Origin of the sequence: Natronococcus sp. A-GB1, from assembly GCF_029688845.1 — an archaeon.
Lineage (GTDB): Archaea > Halobacteriota > Halobacteria > Halobacteriales > Natrialbaceae > Natronococcus.
Window position 1 is genome coordinate 198,276 of record NZ_JARUKW010000003.1, and the last position, 13,974, is coordinate 212,249.

General features: G+C 64.3%; 16 protein-coding genes. 6 read left to right on the forward strand and 10 right to left on the reverse strand.

The window, feature by feature from the left end:
- Entirely contained in the window at positions 1-570 is a 570-nt protein-coding gene (locus QA600_RS05495) for a GTP-dependent dephospho-CoA kinase family protein (RefSeq protein WP_278290951.1), read from the forward strand.
- Between the two features lie 705 nt (positions 571-1,275).
- Here QA600_RS05495 and QA600_RS05500 read toward each other — a convergent pair.
- The 3 genes from QA600_RS05500 to QA600_RS05510 all read right to left on the reverse strand — a co-directional run bounded on the left by QA600_RS05500 (position 1,276) and on the right by QA600_RS05510 (position 4,060).
- Positions 1,276-1,704 (reverse strand): DUF2237 domain-containing protein, encoded by a 429-nt coding sequence (locus QA600_RS05500; RefSeq protein WP_278290952.1) that lies wholly within the window; start codon positions 1,702-1,704, stop codon positions 1,276-1,278.
- 87 nt (positions 1,705-1,791) lie between these two features.
- On the reverse strand, positions 1,792-2,583 hold the full coding sequence (locus QA600_RS05505) for a PHP domain-containing protein (protein WP_278290953.1): 792 nt from the start codon (positions 2,581-2,583) through the stop codon (positions 1,792-1,794).
- Between the two features lie 70 nt (positions 2,584-2,653).
- Positions 2,654-4,060 (reverse strand): ATP-binding protein, encoded by a 1,407-nt coding sequence (locus QA600_RS05510; RefSeq protein ID WP_278290954.1) that lies wholly within the window; start codon positions 4,058-4,060, stop codon positions 2,654-2,656.
- 109 nt (positions 4,061-4,169) lie between these two features.
- Here QA600_RS05510 and QA600_RS05515 point away from each other — a divergent pair, with 109 nt between their 5' ends.
- Together QA600_RS05515 and QA600_RS05520 are read left to right on the forward strand one after the other, a co-directional pair.
- On the forward strand, positions 4,170-4,538 hold the full coding sequence (locus tag QA600_RS05515; RefSeq protein ID WP_278290955.1) for a universal stress protein: 369 nt from the start codon (positions 4,170-4,172) through the stop codon (positions 4,536-4,538).
- Between the two features lie 2 nt (positions 4,539-4,540).
- A complete protein-coding gene (locus QA600_RS05520; protein ID WP_278290956.1) occupies positions 4,541-5,104 on the forward strand; it encodes a GNAT family N-acetyltransferase in 564 nt (187 codons plus the stop codon).
- A 262-nt stretch (positions 5,105-5,366) separates the two neighbouring features.
- Here QA600_RS05520 and QA600_RS05525 read toward each other — a convergent pair whose 3' ends face one another.
- Positions 5,367-6,362 (reverse strand): linear amide C-N hydrolase, encoded by a 996-nt coding sequence (locus QA600_RS05525; protein ID WP_278290957.1) that lies wholly within the window; start codon positions 6,360-6,362, stop codon positions 5,367-5,369.
- 408 nt (positions 6,363-6,770) lie between these two features.
- Between QA600_RS05525 and QA600_RS05530 the strand changes: the two genes are divergently transcribed.
- On the forward strand, positions 6,771-8,150 hold the full coding sequence (locus tag QA600_RS05530; protein WP_278290958.1) for an FAD-binding oxidoreductase: 1,380 nt from the start codon (positions 6,771-6,773) through the stop codon (positions 8,148-8,150).
- A gap of 484 nt (positions 8,151-8,634) precedes the next feature.
- Here QA600_RS05530 and QA600_RS05535 read toward each other — a convergent pair whose 3' ends face one another.
- A complete protein-coding gene (locus tag QA600_RS05535; protein ID WP_005553115.1) occupies positions 8,635-9,093 on the reverse strand; it encodes a universal stress protein in 459 nt (152 codons plus the stop codon).
- Positions 9,094-9,241: 148 nt separating this feature from the next.
- Between QA600_RS05535 and QA600_RS05540 the strand changes: the two genes are divergently transcribed.
- A complete protein-coding gene (locus QA600_RS05540) occupies positions 9,242-9,688 on the forward strand; it encodes a universal stress protein (protein WP_278290959.1) in 447 nt (148 codons plus the stop codon).
- Between the two features lie 56 nt (positions 9,689-9,744).
- Complete coding sequence (locus tag QA600_RS05545) at positions 9,745-10,995, forward strand: phosphohydrolase (protein WP_278290960.1); 1,251 nt, start codon at positions 9,745-9,747, stop codon at positions 10,993-10,995.
- A gap of 56 nt (positions 10,996-11,051) precedes the next feature.
- On the opposite strand, the gene QA600_RS05550 is transcribed toward QA600_RS05545, so the two are convergent.
- The 5 genes from QA600_RS05550 to QA600_RS05570 all read right to left on the reverse strand — a co-directional run bounded on the left by QA600_RS05550 (position 11,052) and on the right by QA600_RS05570 (position 13,892).
- Positions 11,052-11,510: a MaoC family dehydratase gene (locus QA600_RS05550; RefSeq protein ID WP_278290961.1), complete on the reverse strand. Its 459-nt coding sequence runs from the start codon at positions 11,508-11,510 to the stop codon at positions 11,052-11,054.
- A 44-nt stretch (positions 11,511-11,554) separates the two neighbouring features.
- Positions 11,555-12,253: a hypothetical protein gene (locus QA600_RS05555; protein ID WP_278290962.1), complete on the reverse strand. Its 699-nt coding sequence runs from the start codon at positions 12,251-12,253 to the stop codon at positions 11,555-11,557.
- Positions 12,254-12,391: 138 nt separating this feature from the next.
- Positions 12,392-12,820: a DUF5807 family protein gene (locus QA600_RS05560; RefSeq protein ID WP_278290963.1), complete on the reverse strand. Its 429-nt coding sequence runs from the start codon at positions 12,818-12,820 to the stop codon at positions 12,392-12,394.
- Positions 12,821-12,868: 48 nt separating this feature from the next.
- Entirely contained in the window at positions 12,869-13,258 is a 390-nt protein-coding gene (locus tag QA600_RS05565) for a hypothetical protein (RefSeq protein WP_278290964.1), read from the reverse strand.
- 4 nt (positions 13,259-13,262) lie between these two features.
- Positions 13,263-13,892, reverse strand: a complete 630-nt coding sequence (locus QA600_RS05570) for a hypothetical protein (RefSeq protein WP_278290966.1) — start codon at positions 13,890-13,892, stop codon at positions 13,263-13,265.
- Positions 13,893-13,974 lie beyond the last annotated feature (82 nt).

The window sequence follows — 13,974 nt, forward strand, 5'->3', positions numbered from 1 at the left end:
GTGGCTCGCGACGACGACGGGGACGACGTCCGCGCGGACGACCAGCTACTGGTTTTACCCGACGAACTGCGCCACGAGCTCAAGGAGCCGATGGGGCCGATCGAGACCGACGCCGAGATTTTGCTCGAGGGGGTCTCGGGGCCGCTGATCGCCGTCGGCGACGTCGTCACCTACCACATCGTCAGGACGGGACGCGACCCCGACGTCGCACTCGTCGACGAACGGACCAAGCGCCAGCTCGTCGAGGCGGAGATCCGCGAGACCGTCACCGAGCGAGTCAACGTCGAGGCCCGCAATCCGCCCGCCGAGCTCACCGCCGACGTCCTCGAGACGCTTCGGGAGAGCCTCGAGCGCGAGGAGCCGACGACGGTCCTGGTCGACGGCGAGGAGGATCTGGTGGTGCTGCCGGCGATCATGGTCGCGCCCGACGGCGCCAGCGTCGTCTACGGCCAACCCGACGAGGGGATGGTCCACGTCGTCGTCGACGACGAGGTGCGCCGGGAGGTCCGGGACCTGCTCGAGCGCTTCGAGGGCGACCAGGAGCGGTTCTGGGAGCTGCTCGAGGAGTAGACGGAATCGGAGACCGACGTGACGCGGTCGCTTGCAACGCACTCGATCCCTGTCGGCGAAGGGCTGGTGATCGAAAACGCATCCAGCAGTTAGCGAGAAGAGCGCAGTTTGACGTCTCAGACGCTCTTTTGACGAGAGCCGTGTTTAAGTGACGTGCAAGCAACCTATTAGCGATGAGTAAAGACAGGTGGATCACACGACGGTCACTGCTGGCAGCAGGTGCGATCGGCGTACTCGGCCTCAGTGCAGTTTCGGCCTACAACCCGACGACGCTCCGTTATCTAACTATCGAGAACCATACGGACCGTCGAGAGACACTCGACGTTCGCGTCCTCGCCGATGGTGACGTCGTCGTCGAGCAATCGCTCACGCTCCCAGAGGAAGGATACGAGCGCGTTCCCTGTGAGTGGCCCAGCCGGGCAGGAACGTATCGGTATGGCGGACGGCTGAACGATGAAAGCGAGTGGACAGAGGGCACAGTTAGTGACGGTGGGAACGTACTCAGACTCATTCGGATCACCGATACTGGTCTCGAGATCAGCCGCCCCCGTCCTCAGCAAGATCCGGAAGAGCTAGAGCAAGACCTCTGTGAAATTCCGTGGTGGATCGATGAAGTTCGGGGTAGTGGAAATACACAATACAGCTGAAAGTCTGGAGCGAGGGTCCTCTCGGAAACGGGGAGAGAGTGGGAAAGCGTGTCGCTGATCAGTTCGTCGACCCCGAAGCCGAACCGGAACTCGAGCCCGACGGATCGTCGTCTCGCGGGTCGTACTCGTGTTCGCGGAGCAGATCCGGGTCGACGTCCCGGAGGACGGCCTCGTGGGTCGACTCGAGCACCACCGGGGGTGCACAGCCTTCCTCCTCGGCCTCGAGCCAGCGTCCCAGACAGAGACACCAATGGTCGCCAGGCTCGAGGCCGGGAAACTCGAGTTCCGGACGGGGCGTCGTGAGGTCGTTGCCGCGGGCCTTGCTGAACTGCAGGAACTCCTCAGTGAGGACGGCACAGAGTTCGTGACGGCCGCGGTCGCCCTCGACGCGTCGACAGCAGCCGTCCCGCAGAAAGCCGGTCATCGGATCGGTGCTACAGGGCTCGAGCTCGGTGCCGAACACGTTCCGATCGGGATCGGTGGTCATACCGAACCGTCGGACGGAGCGCGGAAAAACGTGGTGTCGGCGGGACGTGTGTCGCGGTTGGTCACTACAGCGACCCCAGGGAGACCGTCACTCCCGCGTGTGTGACTCTAGGCTCGGCGGGCTCACCGGTTCGAGGTCGTGACTCGTGAGGTACTGCTCGAGGAACGTCGTCCGCTCGCGGATCTCCTCGGGTTCGTGGGCGTCGGTGCCGAGCGTCACGGAGACGTCGTACGTATGGAGGGCCTCGAGGAACTCCTCCGAGGGGTGGACGATCGACTCCTTGCGGGTCGCCCGGCCGGCGTTGATCTCGGGGACGGTCCGCGAGTCGTCGAAGGCCCTCGCGACCCGCTCGTAGTGATCGGTGGTCGTCCGTCCCTGTAGCGGCGGCGTGCGCTCGATCAGGTCGAGGTGGGCCGCGACGTCGAACAGCTCCGAGTCGATCAGCGACACCAGCCGATCGATGTAGTCGTCGACGACGGTGTCCCGATCGGATTCCGAGAGCCCCTCGAAGTTCGAGGCCACCTGGACGTTCTCGCCCTCGACGGCGTGGACGCTGCCGATCGCGTACTGGAACCCCGCCTCCTCGAGGAAGCGCTCGATCTCGGCCTCGTCCCGAGGGTCGTAGTCCATCTCCACAGCGTCGTAGACGTCGATTCCGGTGCGCTCGCGGACCTGTTCGATCGCGTCGCGGCGCCGCTCGTAGGTGAGATCGAGGTTGAACGCGTAGCGGTTGCGAGTGGCGTTGGCCCGGTCGCGTGCGCTGATCGAACAGTGGTCAGTGAGGCCGATTCCCTCGAGCCCCGCCTCCTCGGCGGCCCGCACCATCCCCGGCAAAAAGGAGCCGTCGGAGTAGTTCGTGTGGGCGTGGAAATCGTACATACCGGTTCGACGGAACCCGAACAGTTGGTCGTTGCGCTCTCGATACCGGTGACGGGTCCGACTGACGCCGTCAGTGATCGTGATCGTGGTCGTGGTCGTGATCGTGACCGTGACCGTCGCTGCTGTCGCCGACGTCGCCGCCCGCGACGAGCGCGTCGTGGTCGCCGTCGATCATGTCCATGTTCTTCAGGTTGTCCCGCTCCTCGAACTCCTCGACGGCGTTGAGGAGGTCCTCCTGGGTGAGCATGGTTCGATCCTCGGTCAGCGCCTCGAGGACGGCCTCCCGGAGCACCATCCGGAGGTCGCTGCCGGTCATTCCCTCGGTGGCGTCGGCGATGAGTTCGGGGTCGAACTCGTCGATACGCATCTGCCGGGTGATGACCCGGAGGATGTCGGCCCGCATGTTGTAGTCGGGCTTGGGGAAGTTGACGATCTCGTCGAAGCGCCGCCAGGCGGCCGCGTCGAGCTGGTCGGGGTGGTTCGTCGCCCCGATCAGGAGCACGTCGTCCTGGATCAGCGAGATGTTGTCGATGCTCTTGAGCAGGGTGTTGACCGCGCGCTTCAGGGCGGCGTGTTCGTCGCTGCGCCGCGTTTTGGCGACGAAGTCGAACTCGTCGATAAAGAGAATACAGGGCGAGAGTCGTTTGGCGACCTCGAAGGTCTTATCGACGTTCTTGGCCGTCTCGCCGAGATACTGGCTCGTGATCATCGAGAGCTTGACCTCGACGAACGGGAGGTCCATGTCCTGGGCCAGCGCCTGTGCCGTCGACGTTTTGCCGGTGCCTGGCGGGCCGACGAACAGCAGCTTCCCGATCTCGCGAAGGCCGATCTCCGCGAGGTAGTCTCGGTGTTCGATCGCCTTCGCGATCTTGTCGATCTCGGCTTCCTGGCCCTCGGTCAACACGAGATCGTCGAGCGTGACGTCGACCTCCTCGGGCGCGCGGACGTCGACGAGATCGAGCATCTCCTCGTCGTCCTCCTCGTCGAAGTACTCCTCGAGCAGGCCGTCTATCCAGACCCGATCCGCCTGGATCGGCCGGTTTCGCTCGCGGGCCGCCTCGTGGCTGACGTCGACGTCGTACTCCTCGTGGTCGGCGAAGTGTTTCGCGAGTGTCGGGTTCTCGAGCAGCCGTTCGTCGTCGGTCCGGTCGAGGTACCACTGCTCGGCCATCCCCTCTTCGGTGAACGTGATCGTTCCGGAGAACTCGTCGCGGTCGGTAAACATCAGCCCCGAGACGGCCTCCCAGGGTCGATCGACGTCCGTCGCCTGTCGTGCGGTGGTGTTGGTCGCCGATAGCGGTCGGGTGATCCCGCCCCGCGTTCGACCGTCATCGTCGTCCTCGCTCTCGCCGCTCCCGCCCGTCCAGAAGACGCGGCGGTACGACGGCGGGAGATCGTTCTCGTCCAGCGTCCTGTCGTCGGAATACACGCTCGTCGTGAGCACGAACTCGACGACATCGAGCGCTGCGTCACTCATTCGGTCAACGTATTCTCTACGCACCCTTAACGTCGTCGTCACGCGGCGACGCTTGCAGGCCGGCTCGAGCGGCACAATGGTTTTCGTCCATTAGCTCACACACGTACGCATGAACGTGTTGCTGGGACTGGCCGGAAGCGACGAATCGATCACGGCGTTGCGGCGAACGATCGAACGTACCGACGCCGTCGGCGACGACCTCACCGTCGCGGTTCTCGAGAAGGCCGACACGGAGCGATCCCAGGACGAGATGTACCGCCAGGCCGAGAAGCTGCTCTCGGAGGCCGATCTCGACGCAGAGATCGAGCGCCTCGAGGGCGATCCGGGCGCCTCGCTGGTCAACTACGCCGAACAGGGCGAGTTCGATCAGCTGGTGATCGGCGGCGGGACCATCAGTCCGATGGGGAAGATTCAGCTGGGATCGATCGCGGAGTTCGTTCTGCTGAACGCCCCGACGACAGTCAAGCTGGTGCGGTAACGATGCCCGAGAGAGTGTATCCCGACACGCCGTCGGGACCGTTTCCCGCCCCGCCGTCGACCGCCGAGGACCAGTCGGGTCGGACGATCGAGTTTCGGGCCGTCGACGAGTTCGAGGACGAAGCCCTCGACGACACCGTCGAGATGTACGTCGATTTCGACCCGAGCGACCGCGCCCAGGGGATCCCGCCGACGGGCGAGACTCGGATCCGCAACTGGCTCGAGACGATCGCCGAACACAGCGTCAACGTCGTCGCCCGACACGGCGATGACGTGATCGGCCACGCCGTACTCGTCCCCGACGCCGACGACCCCGACTCGATCGAGGATGTCGGCGACGTCGAGTGGGAGCTGGCGATCTTCGTCCTCCAGGCCTACCAGCAGTCGGGGATCGGCACGAAGCTGTTGAAACACCTGCTCGGACACGCGATCGAGCTGGGGATTACCCACGTCTGGCTGACCGTCGAGCGCTGGAACACGCCCGCGATCGCGCTGTACGAACGCGTCGGGTTCGAACCTACCGGCACCGAGAACTTCGAACAGGAAATGGGGATCCTGCTCGCCTGACGATCGGTGTGCGTTCGGAGACCGGAACGAGTGCAATAGCGCACAACGTCTCGTTACGTATCGGCAGTGCAACGATCTTCGCGCAGCGAGAGGATCGCGCTCTGTAGGACGTCGACGAGACGCTTTACCTCTCGTTTTTCCACCGGACTACTCGTGTTCGTGCGGGAGTGACACAAACATAGCGGAAGCCCACGACTGTAGTTGTGGGAGGACGTCACCGCTGGTGCGTGCATATTGGAGGGTGCCTCTGGGGTGGTCGAACTCAGCCCGCTGGTTCGGGAATGCCGAGAAAGTTGAACGGCTCGGTTTCGACGAGCTCATCGGTGACCTCCCCAGCGAAGACGTTCGTCTGATTCCCGCCGAGTGGCAACCACCGAACACCAGCATCGGAAGTGAAGTCGATTTCGTCGAGGTCCAGCCAAAAGACGTTCGGTGAGAGCGCCGACTCGAAGTAGTAGCGTCGGTCCCGGTGATCGGCGACCGTGCGCCAGCGGGTGGAAGAGATCTCCGGCTGGTCCGGCGTACTGATCCCATAGGGGACGGAGACGTTGCGGATCGCACCGAAGACGCTCGCCGTTGCGATACGGCGCTCCTGTGTCTGTGGGATCGCGTCCACGAAGAAACTTGCACGGACGAATCGGTCGGCTGGCCGGTTCGTTCCCGGTAGCATGACGGTGCCGCCGATCTCGGCCCAGTACTCGTTGAGTGCGAGTTGTCGGCCGAACGGCGGGGAGTTCGTCATGACCTGATACTCCCGACTGTGGTGGATCGTCAACTCGCCGTCGAGATACTCGAAGATCGCGCTGTCACCCGTCATATCCGACAGCGAGAGGTGCAACGTGGCGAATCGGTCCTCGGTCGGGATTTCGTCGGAGACGACGGCGAACTCCTCGGTTCGGTGGTTCTCGACTGCTTCGGCGACCGTCGCGAAGTTGTCGAGGACGTACTGCGTCCACACCGAAATCGAGAGTCCGGGCGTGTCGCCGTCCCACTCGGGGTAGTCGGATTCGGTGAGCCACAGGAGATTCGCGACTAGACCCGCCTCGTTCATACCGTCACTCGTCGCGATGTCGTACGCGGAGGCGGTGATACTGCCGTACTCAGCTGTCCACTCCACGGAGTTCGGACCGACTTCGCCAGTTCGTTCCAGTCCGCGAGGAAACACCCAGAGATTGGTTCCGATCTCGCCGTGCCAATCCATCGACCGACCGGTAATCACGATGTCCTCGGGTCCGAGATACACTAGCCGTGTACACATTTACGCTCTCCTCCGATCTATCGACAATCGTTTGTCCATCATCCGAACACGGTTCCACCGTACCTTGAACGGGCTAATAAATCGTCTTCGGTCTGAACCGAAGTGTCCCGGCCAGCGGGGTATCGACTCACCAAACAGCGACGACCCCATCGAATGCGACCCACTCCGAACACCTGACGGGTGTTGGAGTGCGCTCGTTCTCTCACCCCCGATTACAGTCCACGTCTACGACTTCTTCGTGGAGGGTTCCATCGTTTGCACAACCGTCGGTGGCTGCCGGATCATCAGCAGATGCCTACTTTCCGCTGGAAGTAGTAGACGACCACTGCACTTGGTAGCGTATGGCATTCGCAGTGCCGAGGGCAGCAACCCGTTCTTCCGAAAAGAGAACGGGGAAGGAGGAAACCCATGGCAACGACAGACGATACAGAAATCGAACAGTTCGGGGAGACGCTCCGAGGCGATCTGATCCAGCCAGACGATCCGGAGTTCGACGATACCCGCGTCATCTACAATGCGATGATTGACGAGCACCCGCGGTTGATTGCTCGGTGTTCCAACGTCGCCGATGTGATCACAGCCGTGAACTTCGGGCGCGATCACAACCTCGAAACGGCGGTTCGTAGCGGTGGCCATAACGGTGCAGGGTTGGCTACGGTTGACGATGGACTGGTTATCGACCTGTCGGATATGACTGGAGTCCGTGTCGATCCCGAGGCACAGACCGTCCACGTCGAACCTGGCTGCACCTGGGGCGATGTCGACCACGCCACCCACGCGTTTGGGCTGGCAACGGTCAGCGGAATCATCTCGACGACCGGCGTCGGCGGGCTGACACTCGGCGGCGGGCACGGCTATCTGAGCCGCAAGTACGGGTTGACCATCGACAATCTACTGAGTACGGACGTCGTGTTGGCCGATGGGCAACTGGTACACGCGAGCGAGAACGAAAACGAGGGCCTGTTCTGGGCGTTACGCGGCGGTGGTGGCAACTTCGGCGTCGTCACCTCGTTCGAGTTCGAGTTGCACCCGGTCGAAACGGTCGTCGCCGGCCCGCTGTTCTGGCCGATCGACGACCTCGAAAAGACGATGAAGTGGTACCGCGAGTGGCTGCCGGAGCAACCCGAAGACGTCTACGCCTTCTACCTGATCCACGAGGTGCCGGGTGATCCCTTCCCGGAAGAGATCCACGGTGAGAACGTCTGCGGCCTGATGTGGTGCTATCTAGGACCGGAAGAGGAGGCCGAGGACGTTATTCAGCCGGCACGAGACACCGCTGAACCGCTGTTTGAGCACATTGATCCGATGCCGTATCCGGTAGTCCAAAGCATGTTCGACGATCTCTACCCCCCGGGCGACCACTGGTACTGGAAGGGGGATCTCGTGTACGAACTGACTGACGAGTCGATCGCCGAACACGAGCGCTTCGCTGAGGTTCCGACCCCGAAGTCCGGGATGCACATCTATCCAATCGACCGTGCCGTCCACAAGATGGACACGGACGCTACCGCCTGGGGACATCGTGACGCGACCTACTCGATGGCAATCGTCGGCGTCGATCCGGATCCGACCAACGAAGAGCTGATCACCGACTGGACCAGCGACTACTGGGAGGCGGTCCACCCCCACACGGCTGGCGGCTCGTACGTCAACTTCATGATGGACGAGGGTGAGAAGCGGGTTCAGGCCTCCTATGGCGACAACTACGATCGTCTTCGGGAGATCAAGTCGAACTACGACCCGGACAACTTCTTCCGGGTGAACCAGAACATCGAACCGGCACGATGAGGCGGTTCACGAGTGATCGAACAGTCACTCTCGAACGAGATGCGGGGCTCACTATTCCTGTCAAAGCGTAGTCGCGAGTCGTCATCCTCGTTGGCGACGCGACCGCGGCGTTTCGTGCTGGGGACCCAGTGTCGATTCGACACCCAGACCGGGGCGAGATCGACCCTCTCTATCCAGTCCGGACCGTTACTCCTAGTGACGAAGATCACGCACTCCTGATCTCGAGGATCGGAACGGCTACCGCAATCCTCGAAGCTAGTGGCGTTTCGGCAGTGTTCCGTACGCCCGGTCACGCCCACTTGCTGTTCGCGGTACCCGGTCTGCTGGTCGATCAGTGGGACTATACGAGACCCGAAGTTCGCGCTGTGTATTCAACACGGCTCTCTCAGCAGCTTTACGAGTTGATCGTGGAGATGGCTCTAGGTGCGCCTATCCACGTCGCACCGAATTAGCGGGGTCCGGACAACGAACCGTCGCTCTCCTGTTACACCGAGAGGACGGGCTGGCTGGCGTAGGACAGCACGTACTCGGCGGCCTTCTCGAGGATCTCTGCCGAGGCGCCGGTGACGGGCTCTCGGGGCAGGACGATGAAGTCGGCGTCGACGGCGTCGGCGGTGTCGAGCACGACGTTGCCCGGATGCCGAGTCTTTCGCGTCGTCGAGAACCCGTGGTCGACCGACGTCGACAGCGAGACATCCTCGCTGTCGGCGATGTGGCTGATGTCGTCGAGAAAGCCCCGCGTGCTGTCGGCGACGGCCTCCTCCTCGACGGTGCCGGCATCTATCCCCTGTACGACGCCGCGACCAAGCACGAACAGTGCGTGGACCGACGCGTCGTAGCGGTCGGCGACGGCGACGGCGTACTCGACGGCGGTCGCGGATTCCTCGCTCCCGTCGACCGGTGCGAGAACCGTGTCGACGGTAAACGACTCGCTGGCATCCATACGCGGCAGTGTGTGTTCCGGCGTCAAAAAGACTCCCCACCGTCCTCGAGCGGCGGGGACGCCACCGTGGCACGATTCGCCGCCCCGAAGCGGAGGCGCCTCGAGCGCGACGGGAGCGTTTAAGCCCTGGCGCCCGTACGTGTCGGCTATGTTCGATACGGTCGTCGTCGCCACGGACGGCTCCGACAGCGTCAGCCGCGCGGTCGACATCGCACTCGACCTCGCCGACAAGTTCGACGCCGAGGTCCACGTGCTCTCGGTAATCGACGCCAGCGAAGTCGACGCCTCGCCCGAACAGCTCCGCGAGGAACTTCGAACGGCACTCGAGACGACCGCTGACGCCGCGCTCGCGTCCGTCGAGGGCCGAACCGACGGCGACGTCACCACTGCGGTTCGGGAGGGTCGACCCGCCTCCGAGATCTGCGAGTACGTCCGGGAGGTCGACGCCGATGTCGTCGCTACCGGGACCCGTGGCCGCCACGGCGAGAACCGCCTCCTGCTGGGCAGCGTCGCCGAGCGCGTCGTTCGTCGCTCGCCCGTACCAGTGTTGACGGTCCGCCAGCTCGAGACGGCCAACGACGGCGCTGCGGCCTGAGTCGGGTCGGGTCGTCGATCGGCGGGTACTTCCGGCCAGCCCCTCCAGTGAAGAGTATGTACGAGGAGCTCATCGACAGCGCCGACTTGCCGACCGCTCGCAAGTCGGTGCTCCCCGGAACCGGCTTCTTCCTCCCCGACGACCTAGAGGAGGATCTCGAGGACGAACAGACCAAGGCCGCCCTCGAGGGCGCCGAGGTCGCGGTCGTCGCCGACGCCGACGCCGACGGGCTGGCCTGCGTTGCCCTGCTTCGGGAGGCCTACGACGACGTTCGGAACGTGCCGGAGCCCGACACGGACGAGGAGGACGATGTGGATGCCGAAGCGGCCGACGACGCCCACGAGGAGAACCTCGCGCTCGCTGCAGGCGAGGCCGACGACCCGCTTGCCGAACCCGAGCCGACGCCCCACGGCGTCGCGCTCATCCCCGCGAGTCCCCACAACGTCGAGGACGCGCTGGCGCGGGTCGCCGAGTACGCGGAGCCGGGGATCGACCTGTTCGTCTGCGACCTCTGTCCCGACAGGTACGAGTACGTCGACGAGGAGCTCGATGCAGCCCTCGAGACGGTCGACCGGGTCTCGTGGTACGACCACCACCAGTGGGACGACGACGTCGCCGAGGCAGTTCGGGAGGCGGGGGTCGACCTCGTCGTCGGCGACTCCGAGGAGGAGTGTTCGGCCGACGTCGTCTACCGCTCGCTCGAGTACGACTTTGCCCCGATGTACGAGGAGCTGGCGGCGGTGACGCGGGATCACGACCTCTGGCTGCGCGAGGACCCCCGCAGCGACGACCTCGCGGACTACGCCTACTGGACCGACCCCGCCGAGTACGTCGAGGTCGTCCGGGAGTACGGCGTCGACCTGCCCGAGTGGGTCCAGGAGTACCTGACCGAGCGCCGCGTCGAGAAGGAGGCGCTGATCGAGCAGGCCGTCGGCCGCTCGGAGTTCCGCGAGATCGGCGGCTACACCGTGGGGATCACCTACGGGCGCTGCTCGCAAAACGAGGTCGCCGAGACGATGCGCGAGCGCGGCGCCGACGCCTCGATCATCGTCAAACCCGCCGGCTCCGCCTCGATCCGGGGAACCGACGAGTTCGAACGCTGCCACGAGGTCGCGGGCCAGGTCAACGGCGGCGGCCACCCCAAGGCCGCGGGCTGCAAACCCGATATCTACGACGACATGCTCGACTACGCGATGCACTGGACTTCTCGGGGGGCGGTCGCAAAGCAGGTGTTGCTCGACGCGTTCCGCGACGTCGCGGAGTCGGCGGCCGAAGACGAGTCGTCCGACGCGTCCGACGAGACGTAGTTCCTCGAGATCGATTGGGGCCGAAGACGCGTTCTCGCTTTCGACGGTGGAATCGACTACCTCGCGGCGTCCCGTCGCCGGATAACGTTCGCCGAGGTGATCGACAGCACGGTCGTCTCGTCGACGACGACGCTCCGGCCGAACGTGACGTAGCCGCGGTCGGACCGGCTCTCCGACGGGTTCTTCTCGAGCACCTCGACGCGAACGCGGAGCGTCTCGCCGGGACGGACCGGCTCGTGCCACCGCAGGTCGTCCATCCCGAGCCCGCCCATGTTCGCGACCCCGTCCTCGCCCTGAACGACGTCGGTGACGAACAGCCGAACCGACAGGCAGAGCGTGTGCAGCCCGCTGGCGACCAGCTCGCCGAACATCGACTCCGCCGCCGCCTCCTCGTCGACGTGGAACGGCTGCGGATCGAACTGCTCGGCGAACTCGACGATCTCGTCTTTCGTGACGGTGTAGCCACCGGTTTCGAAAACGTCGCCGACCGTCAGCTCCTCGTAGTAACGTGTCACGGCAAACGGTTCCACGAACGGTGACGTAAATCGGCCGGTGGGAGCTACTCCTGGGAGAGGACGTAGGCCCGGACGAGCTGCAGGACGTGGACGAACACCCCGGCGACGGCGACGTAGACGCCAATCGTCTGCAGGCCGACCGAGGCGTTGTGGTTGTCCCGGACCTGCCAGATCTCGTAACCCAGTCGGAGGACGAAGCCAAGGAAGAACAGCGCGAAGCCGGCCAGCAGCAGCTCCGGCAGGACGAAGCTACCGACGAGGATCGCGATCACGCCGCCGATGAAGGCGTACGTCGAGAACCGACCCCAGTGTTCGAACGTGATCGAGCGGGCGTAGACGTACCCCGAGATTACGGCCATCATGATCGCGGTGATGACCGCCGTGATGCCGAGGATCGTCACCCGGAGATCGGGCGGGGCGAAGGCGATCACGCCCGCGCCGAAGGCGGCGAACGCGACCTGGAGGATCACCATTCCGATAAACGCCGTCCCCATGTTGTCGTTTTTGACGCCCCGCTCGGCGATCAGGTCGCCGATCGTGATCGCCGCGCCGTAGACGATAACGCCGACGATCGGCACCGAGAACACGAGCTGGTTGATCTCGGCGATCGGGGTCATCGCGAAGGCGTACATCAGCGCGATGGTGACCGCCATCAGGCTGCTCGCGCCGCCGACGACCGTCACCTCGCGTCGCGACAGCCCGAAGCCGCGATCGGTCTTCTGTGGCGTCTCGAAGGAACTCATTGGGGGCGAGTAGCCGGGCCGTCAGGAAAAGGCTGCTCCTTGGCGCTGCTCGTCGCCGTCCGGGTCGTCGGTCGGTGTGAGTCCTCGAGTTGCGGGTCGTGGCTACGAGCTGTCGGTCGCGACGACGCGTGGGGACGGCTACGAGTCGGCGACGTTCCAGCGATCCGAGTAGGCCGTCCCGCAGGCACACTGCGCGTAGGCGTGGACGACCGCGCCCTCGGCGTAGATCCCGCCGACGTCCTCGTTCTGTTCCTCGGCGAACGCGAAGACGAACTGGGGGTCGTGGTCGCCGTCCGCGTCGGCGTCGGGGCACTCGCCGCTGGTGAGGTCGTCGTTGATCTCACCCTCCTGTTGCATCGCGGTCTTGGCGAAGCCCATCGCGTCGGTGTCGGTCGCGGCCTTGAACGCGTTGCGGCCGCTCTCGCCGTCGACGATCATCACGATCCCGTCGTCGACGGGGTCGCCGAACTTCTCGAAGCGCTCGTCCGCGACGTACGAGTCGGCCAGGAACAGGGCGACGTCCTCGGGACGCTCCCCTGCCAGAAACTCCTCGCGTGGGTTGCTCATGAACCGCTTTCGTCGCTCGAGGGCCAAAAAGGACGCGTCATCCCCTCGTCAGCGCTCGAGGTCGGCGTGCTCGAGCATCAGCCGCAGGGTCGCCTCGGGGGAGAGCTCGTCGTCGAGCTGGGTCGCGTACCAGGTCAGCAGCTCGGCGAACACCTCGCGGACGTCGTTCGAGGACGCCCGGTGGCGTGCGACCTCGCCGTCGACTTTCAGCGCGATATCGACCGCGTGGGGCTGGGGAGTGTCCGCGAGCCCGGATCCGATCTCGGCGCTCGAGCGCTCGACTCCGCCGCGGCCGTCGGTTAGTACCGCACTCGAGGGATCGTCGCCCTCGGAGCGAACCAGAAACCGGTTCTCGCCGAGGTCGTCGACGGCGTCGGTCTCGAGCGAGAGCTCCTCGGGGGTGAGCACGCCCTCGTCGCGGGAGAACTCCTCGCTCATACGATTAGTCGCTCTCGTTCTCGAGGACGTCGTCGCTCGCGTTGGCCGCGGTCTCGTTCGCGTCGCTCTCGTTGCCGACGGCCTCGACGTCCTCCTCGTACACTTTGGTGTTCATGATGTTGCTCCAGAGGGTGACCTGGTCCATATCTAGTTCCTCTTCGGCGGATTCGTTGCCCACGCTCGAGTTCGTCGACTCGTTGGCGTCGGTTTCGTCGCCCTCCTCGTCGTCGAACCGGTGGACCCACTCGGTGTCGATCCCCCAGCCAAGCGCCTGCTCCTCGAAGGGGTCCGCGATCTCGCTGTAGAGGTACTCGATCTCCGAGCCCCGGTGGATCAGCGCCAGCTTGTACACCTCGTAGATCACCATGATCTCCTCGTCCGATTCGTCGATCGTCTCGGCCTCGGAGTCGTAGGTCAGGAACAGTTCGTCGTCCTCTCGAGTGAGTTCCTCGACCGCGACCCCGTTGTCCTCGAGGAAGTAGTAGAACTCCTCCGGGGAGCCCTCTCGAGGCTCGGACGGTTCTTGCGGCGTGATCTGTCCGGTGGAGCCGGTACAGCCGGCCAACCCTGCCGCCGTTACGGTGGCGGCTGTAGTGAGGAAGCGGCGTCTCGAGGGAGTGCCGTCGTCGATCATACTCTCAGTGGTTAGTTTGCGTGTAAAAATCTCTGGACGATATCGAGCGGTGAGTAGTGGAAGGGGCTGGCCTCAATGAGAA

What these genes read in the sequence shown, in the direction of transcription:
- QA600_RS05505 (WP_278290953.1), bottom strand. Translation starts at nt 2,583, where the DNA reads ATGTACGATTTCCACGCCCACACGAACTACTCCGACGGCTCCTTTTTG.
- QA600_RS05560 (WP_278290963.1), bottom strand. Translation starts at nt 12,820, where the DNA reads ATGAGCAACCCACGCGAGGAGTTTCTGGCAGGGGAGCGTCCCGAGGAC.
- QA600_RS05545 (WP_278290960.1), top strand. Translation starts at nt 9,745, where the DNA reads ATGTACGAGGAGCTCATCGACAGCGCCGACTTGCCGACCGCTCGCAAG.
- QA600_RS05520 (WP_278290956.1), top strand. Translation starts at nt 4,541, where the DNA reads ATGCCCGAGAGAGTGTATCCCGACACGCCGTCGGGACCGTTTCCCGCC.
- QA600_RS05570 (WP_278290966.1), bottom strand. Translation starts at nt 13,892, where the DNA reads ATGATCGACGACGGCACTCCCTCGAGACGCCGCTTCCTCACTACAGCC.
- QA600_RS05510 (WP_278290954.1), bottom strand. Translation starts at nt 4,060, where the DNA reads ATGAGTGACGCAGCGCTCGATGTCGTCGAGTTCGTGCTCACGACGAGC.
- QA600_RS05500 (WP_278290952.1), bottom strand. Translation starts at nt 1,704, where the DNA reads ATGACCACCGATCCCGATCGGAACGTGTTCGGCACCGAGCTCGAGCCC.
- QA600_RS05565 (WP_278290964.1), bottom strand. Translation starts at nt 13,258, where the DNA reads ATGAGCGAGGAGTTCTCCCGCGACGAGGGCGTGCTCACCCCCGAGGAG.
- QA600_RS05535 (WP_005553115.1), bottom strand. Translation starts at nt 9,093, where the DNA reads ATGGATGCCAGCGAGTCGTTTACCGTCGACACGGTTCTCGCACCGGTC.
- QA600_RS05530 (WP_278290958.1), top strand. Translation starts at nt 6,771, where the DNA reads ATGGCAACGACAGACGATACAGAAATCGAACAGTTCGGGGAGACGCTC.
- QA600_RS05540 (WP_278290959.1), top strand. Translation starts at nt 9,242, where the DNA reads ATGTTCGATACGGTCGTCGTCGCCACGGACGGCTCCGACAGCGTCAGC.
- QA600_RS05555 (WP_278290962.1), bottom strand. Translation starts at nt 12,253, where the DNA reads ATGAGTTCCTTCGAGACGCCACAGAAGACCGATCGCGGCTTCGGGCTG.
- QA600_RS05525 (WP_278290957.1), bottom strand. Translation starts at nt 6,362, where the DNA reads ATGTGTACACGGCTAGTGTATCTCGGACCCGAGGACATCGTGATTACC.
- QA600_RS05515 (WP_278290955.1), top strand. Translation starts at nt 4,170, where the DNA reads ATGAACGTGTTGCTGGGACTGGCCGGAAGCGACGAATCGATCACGGCG.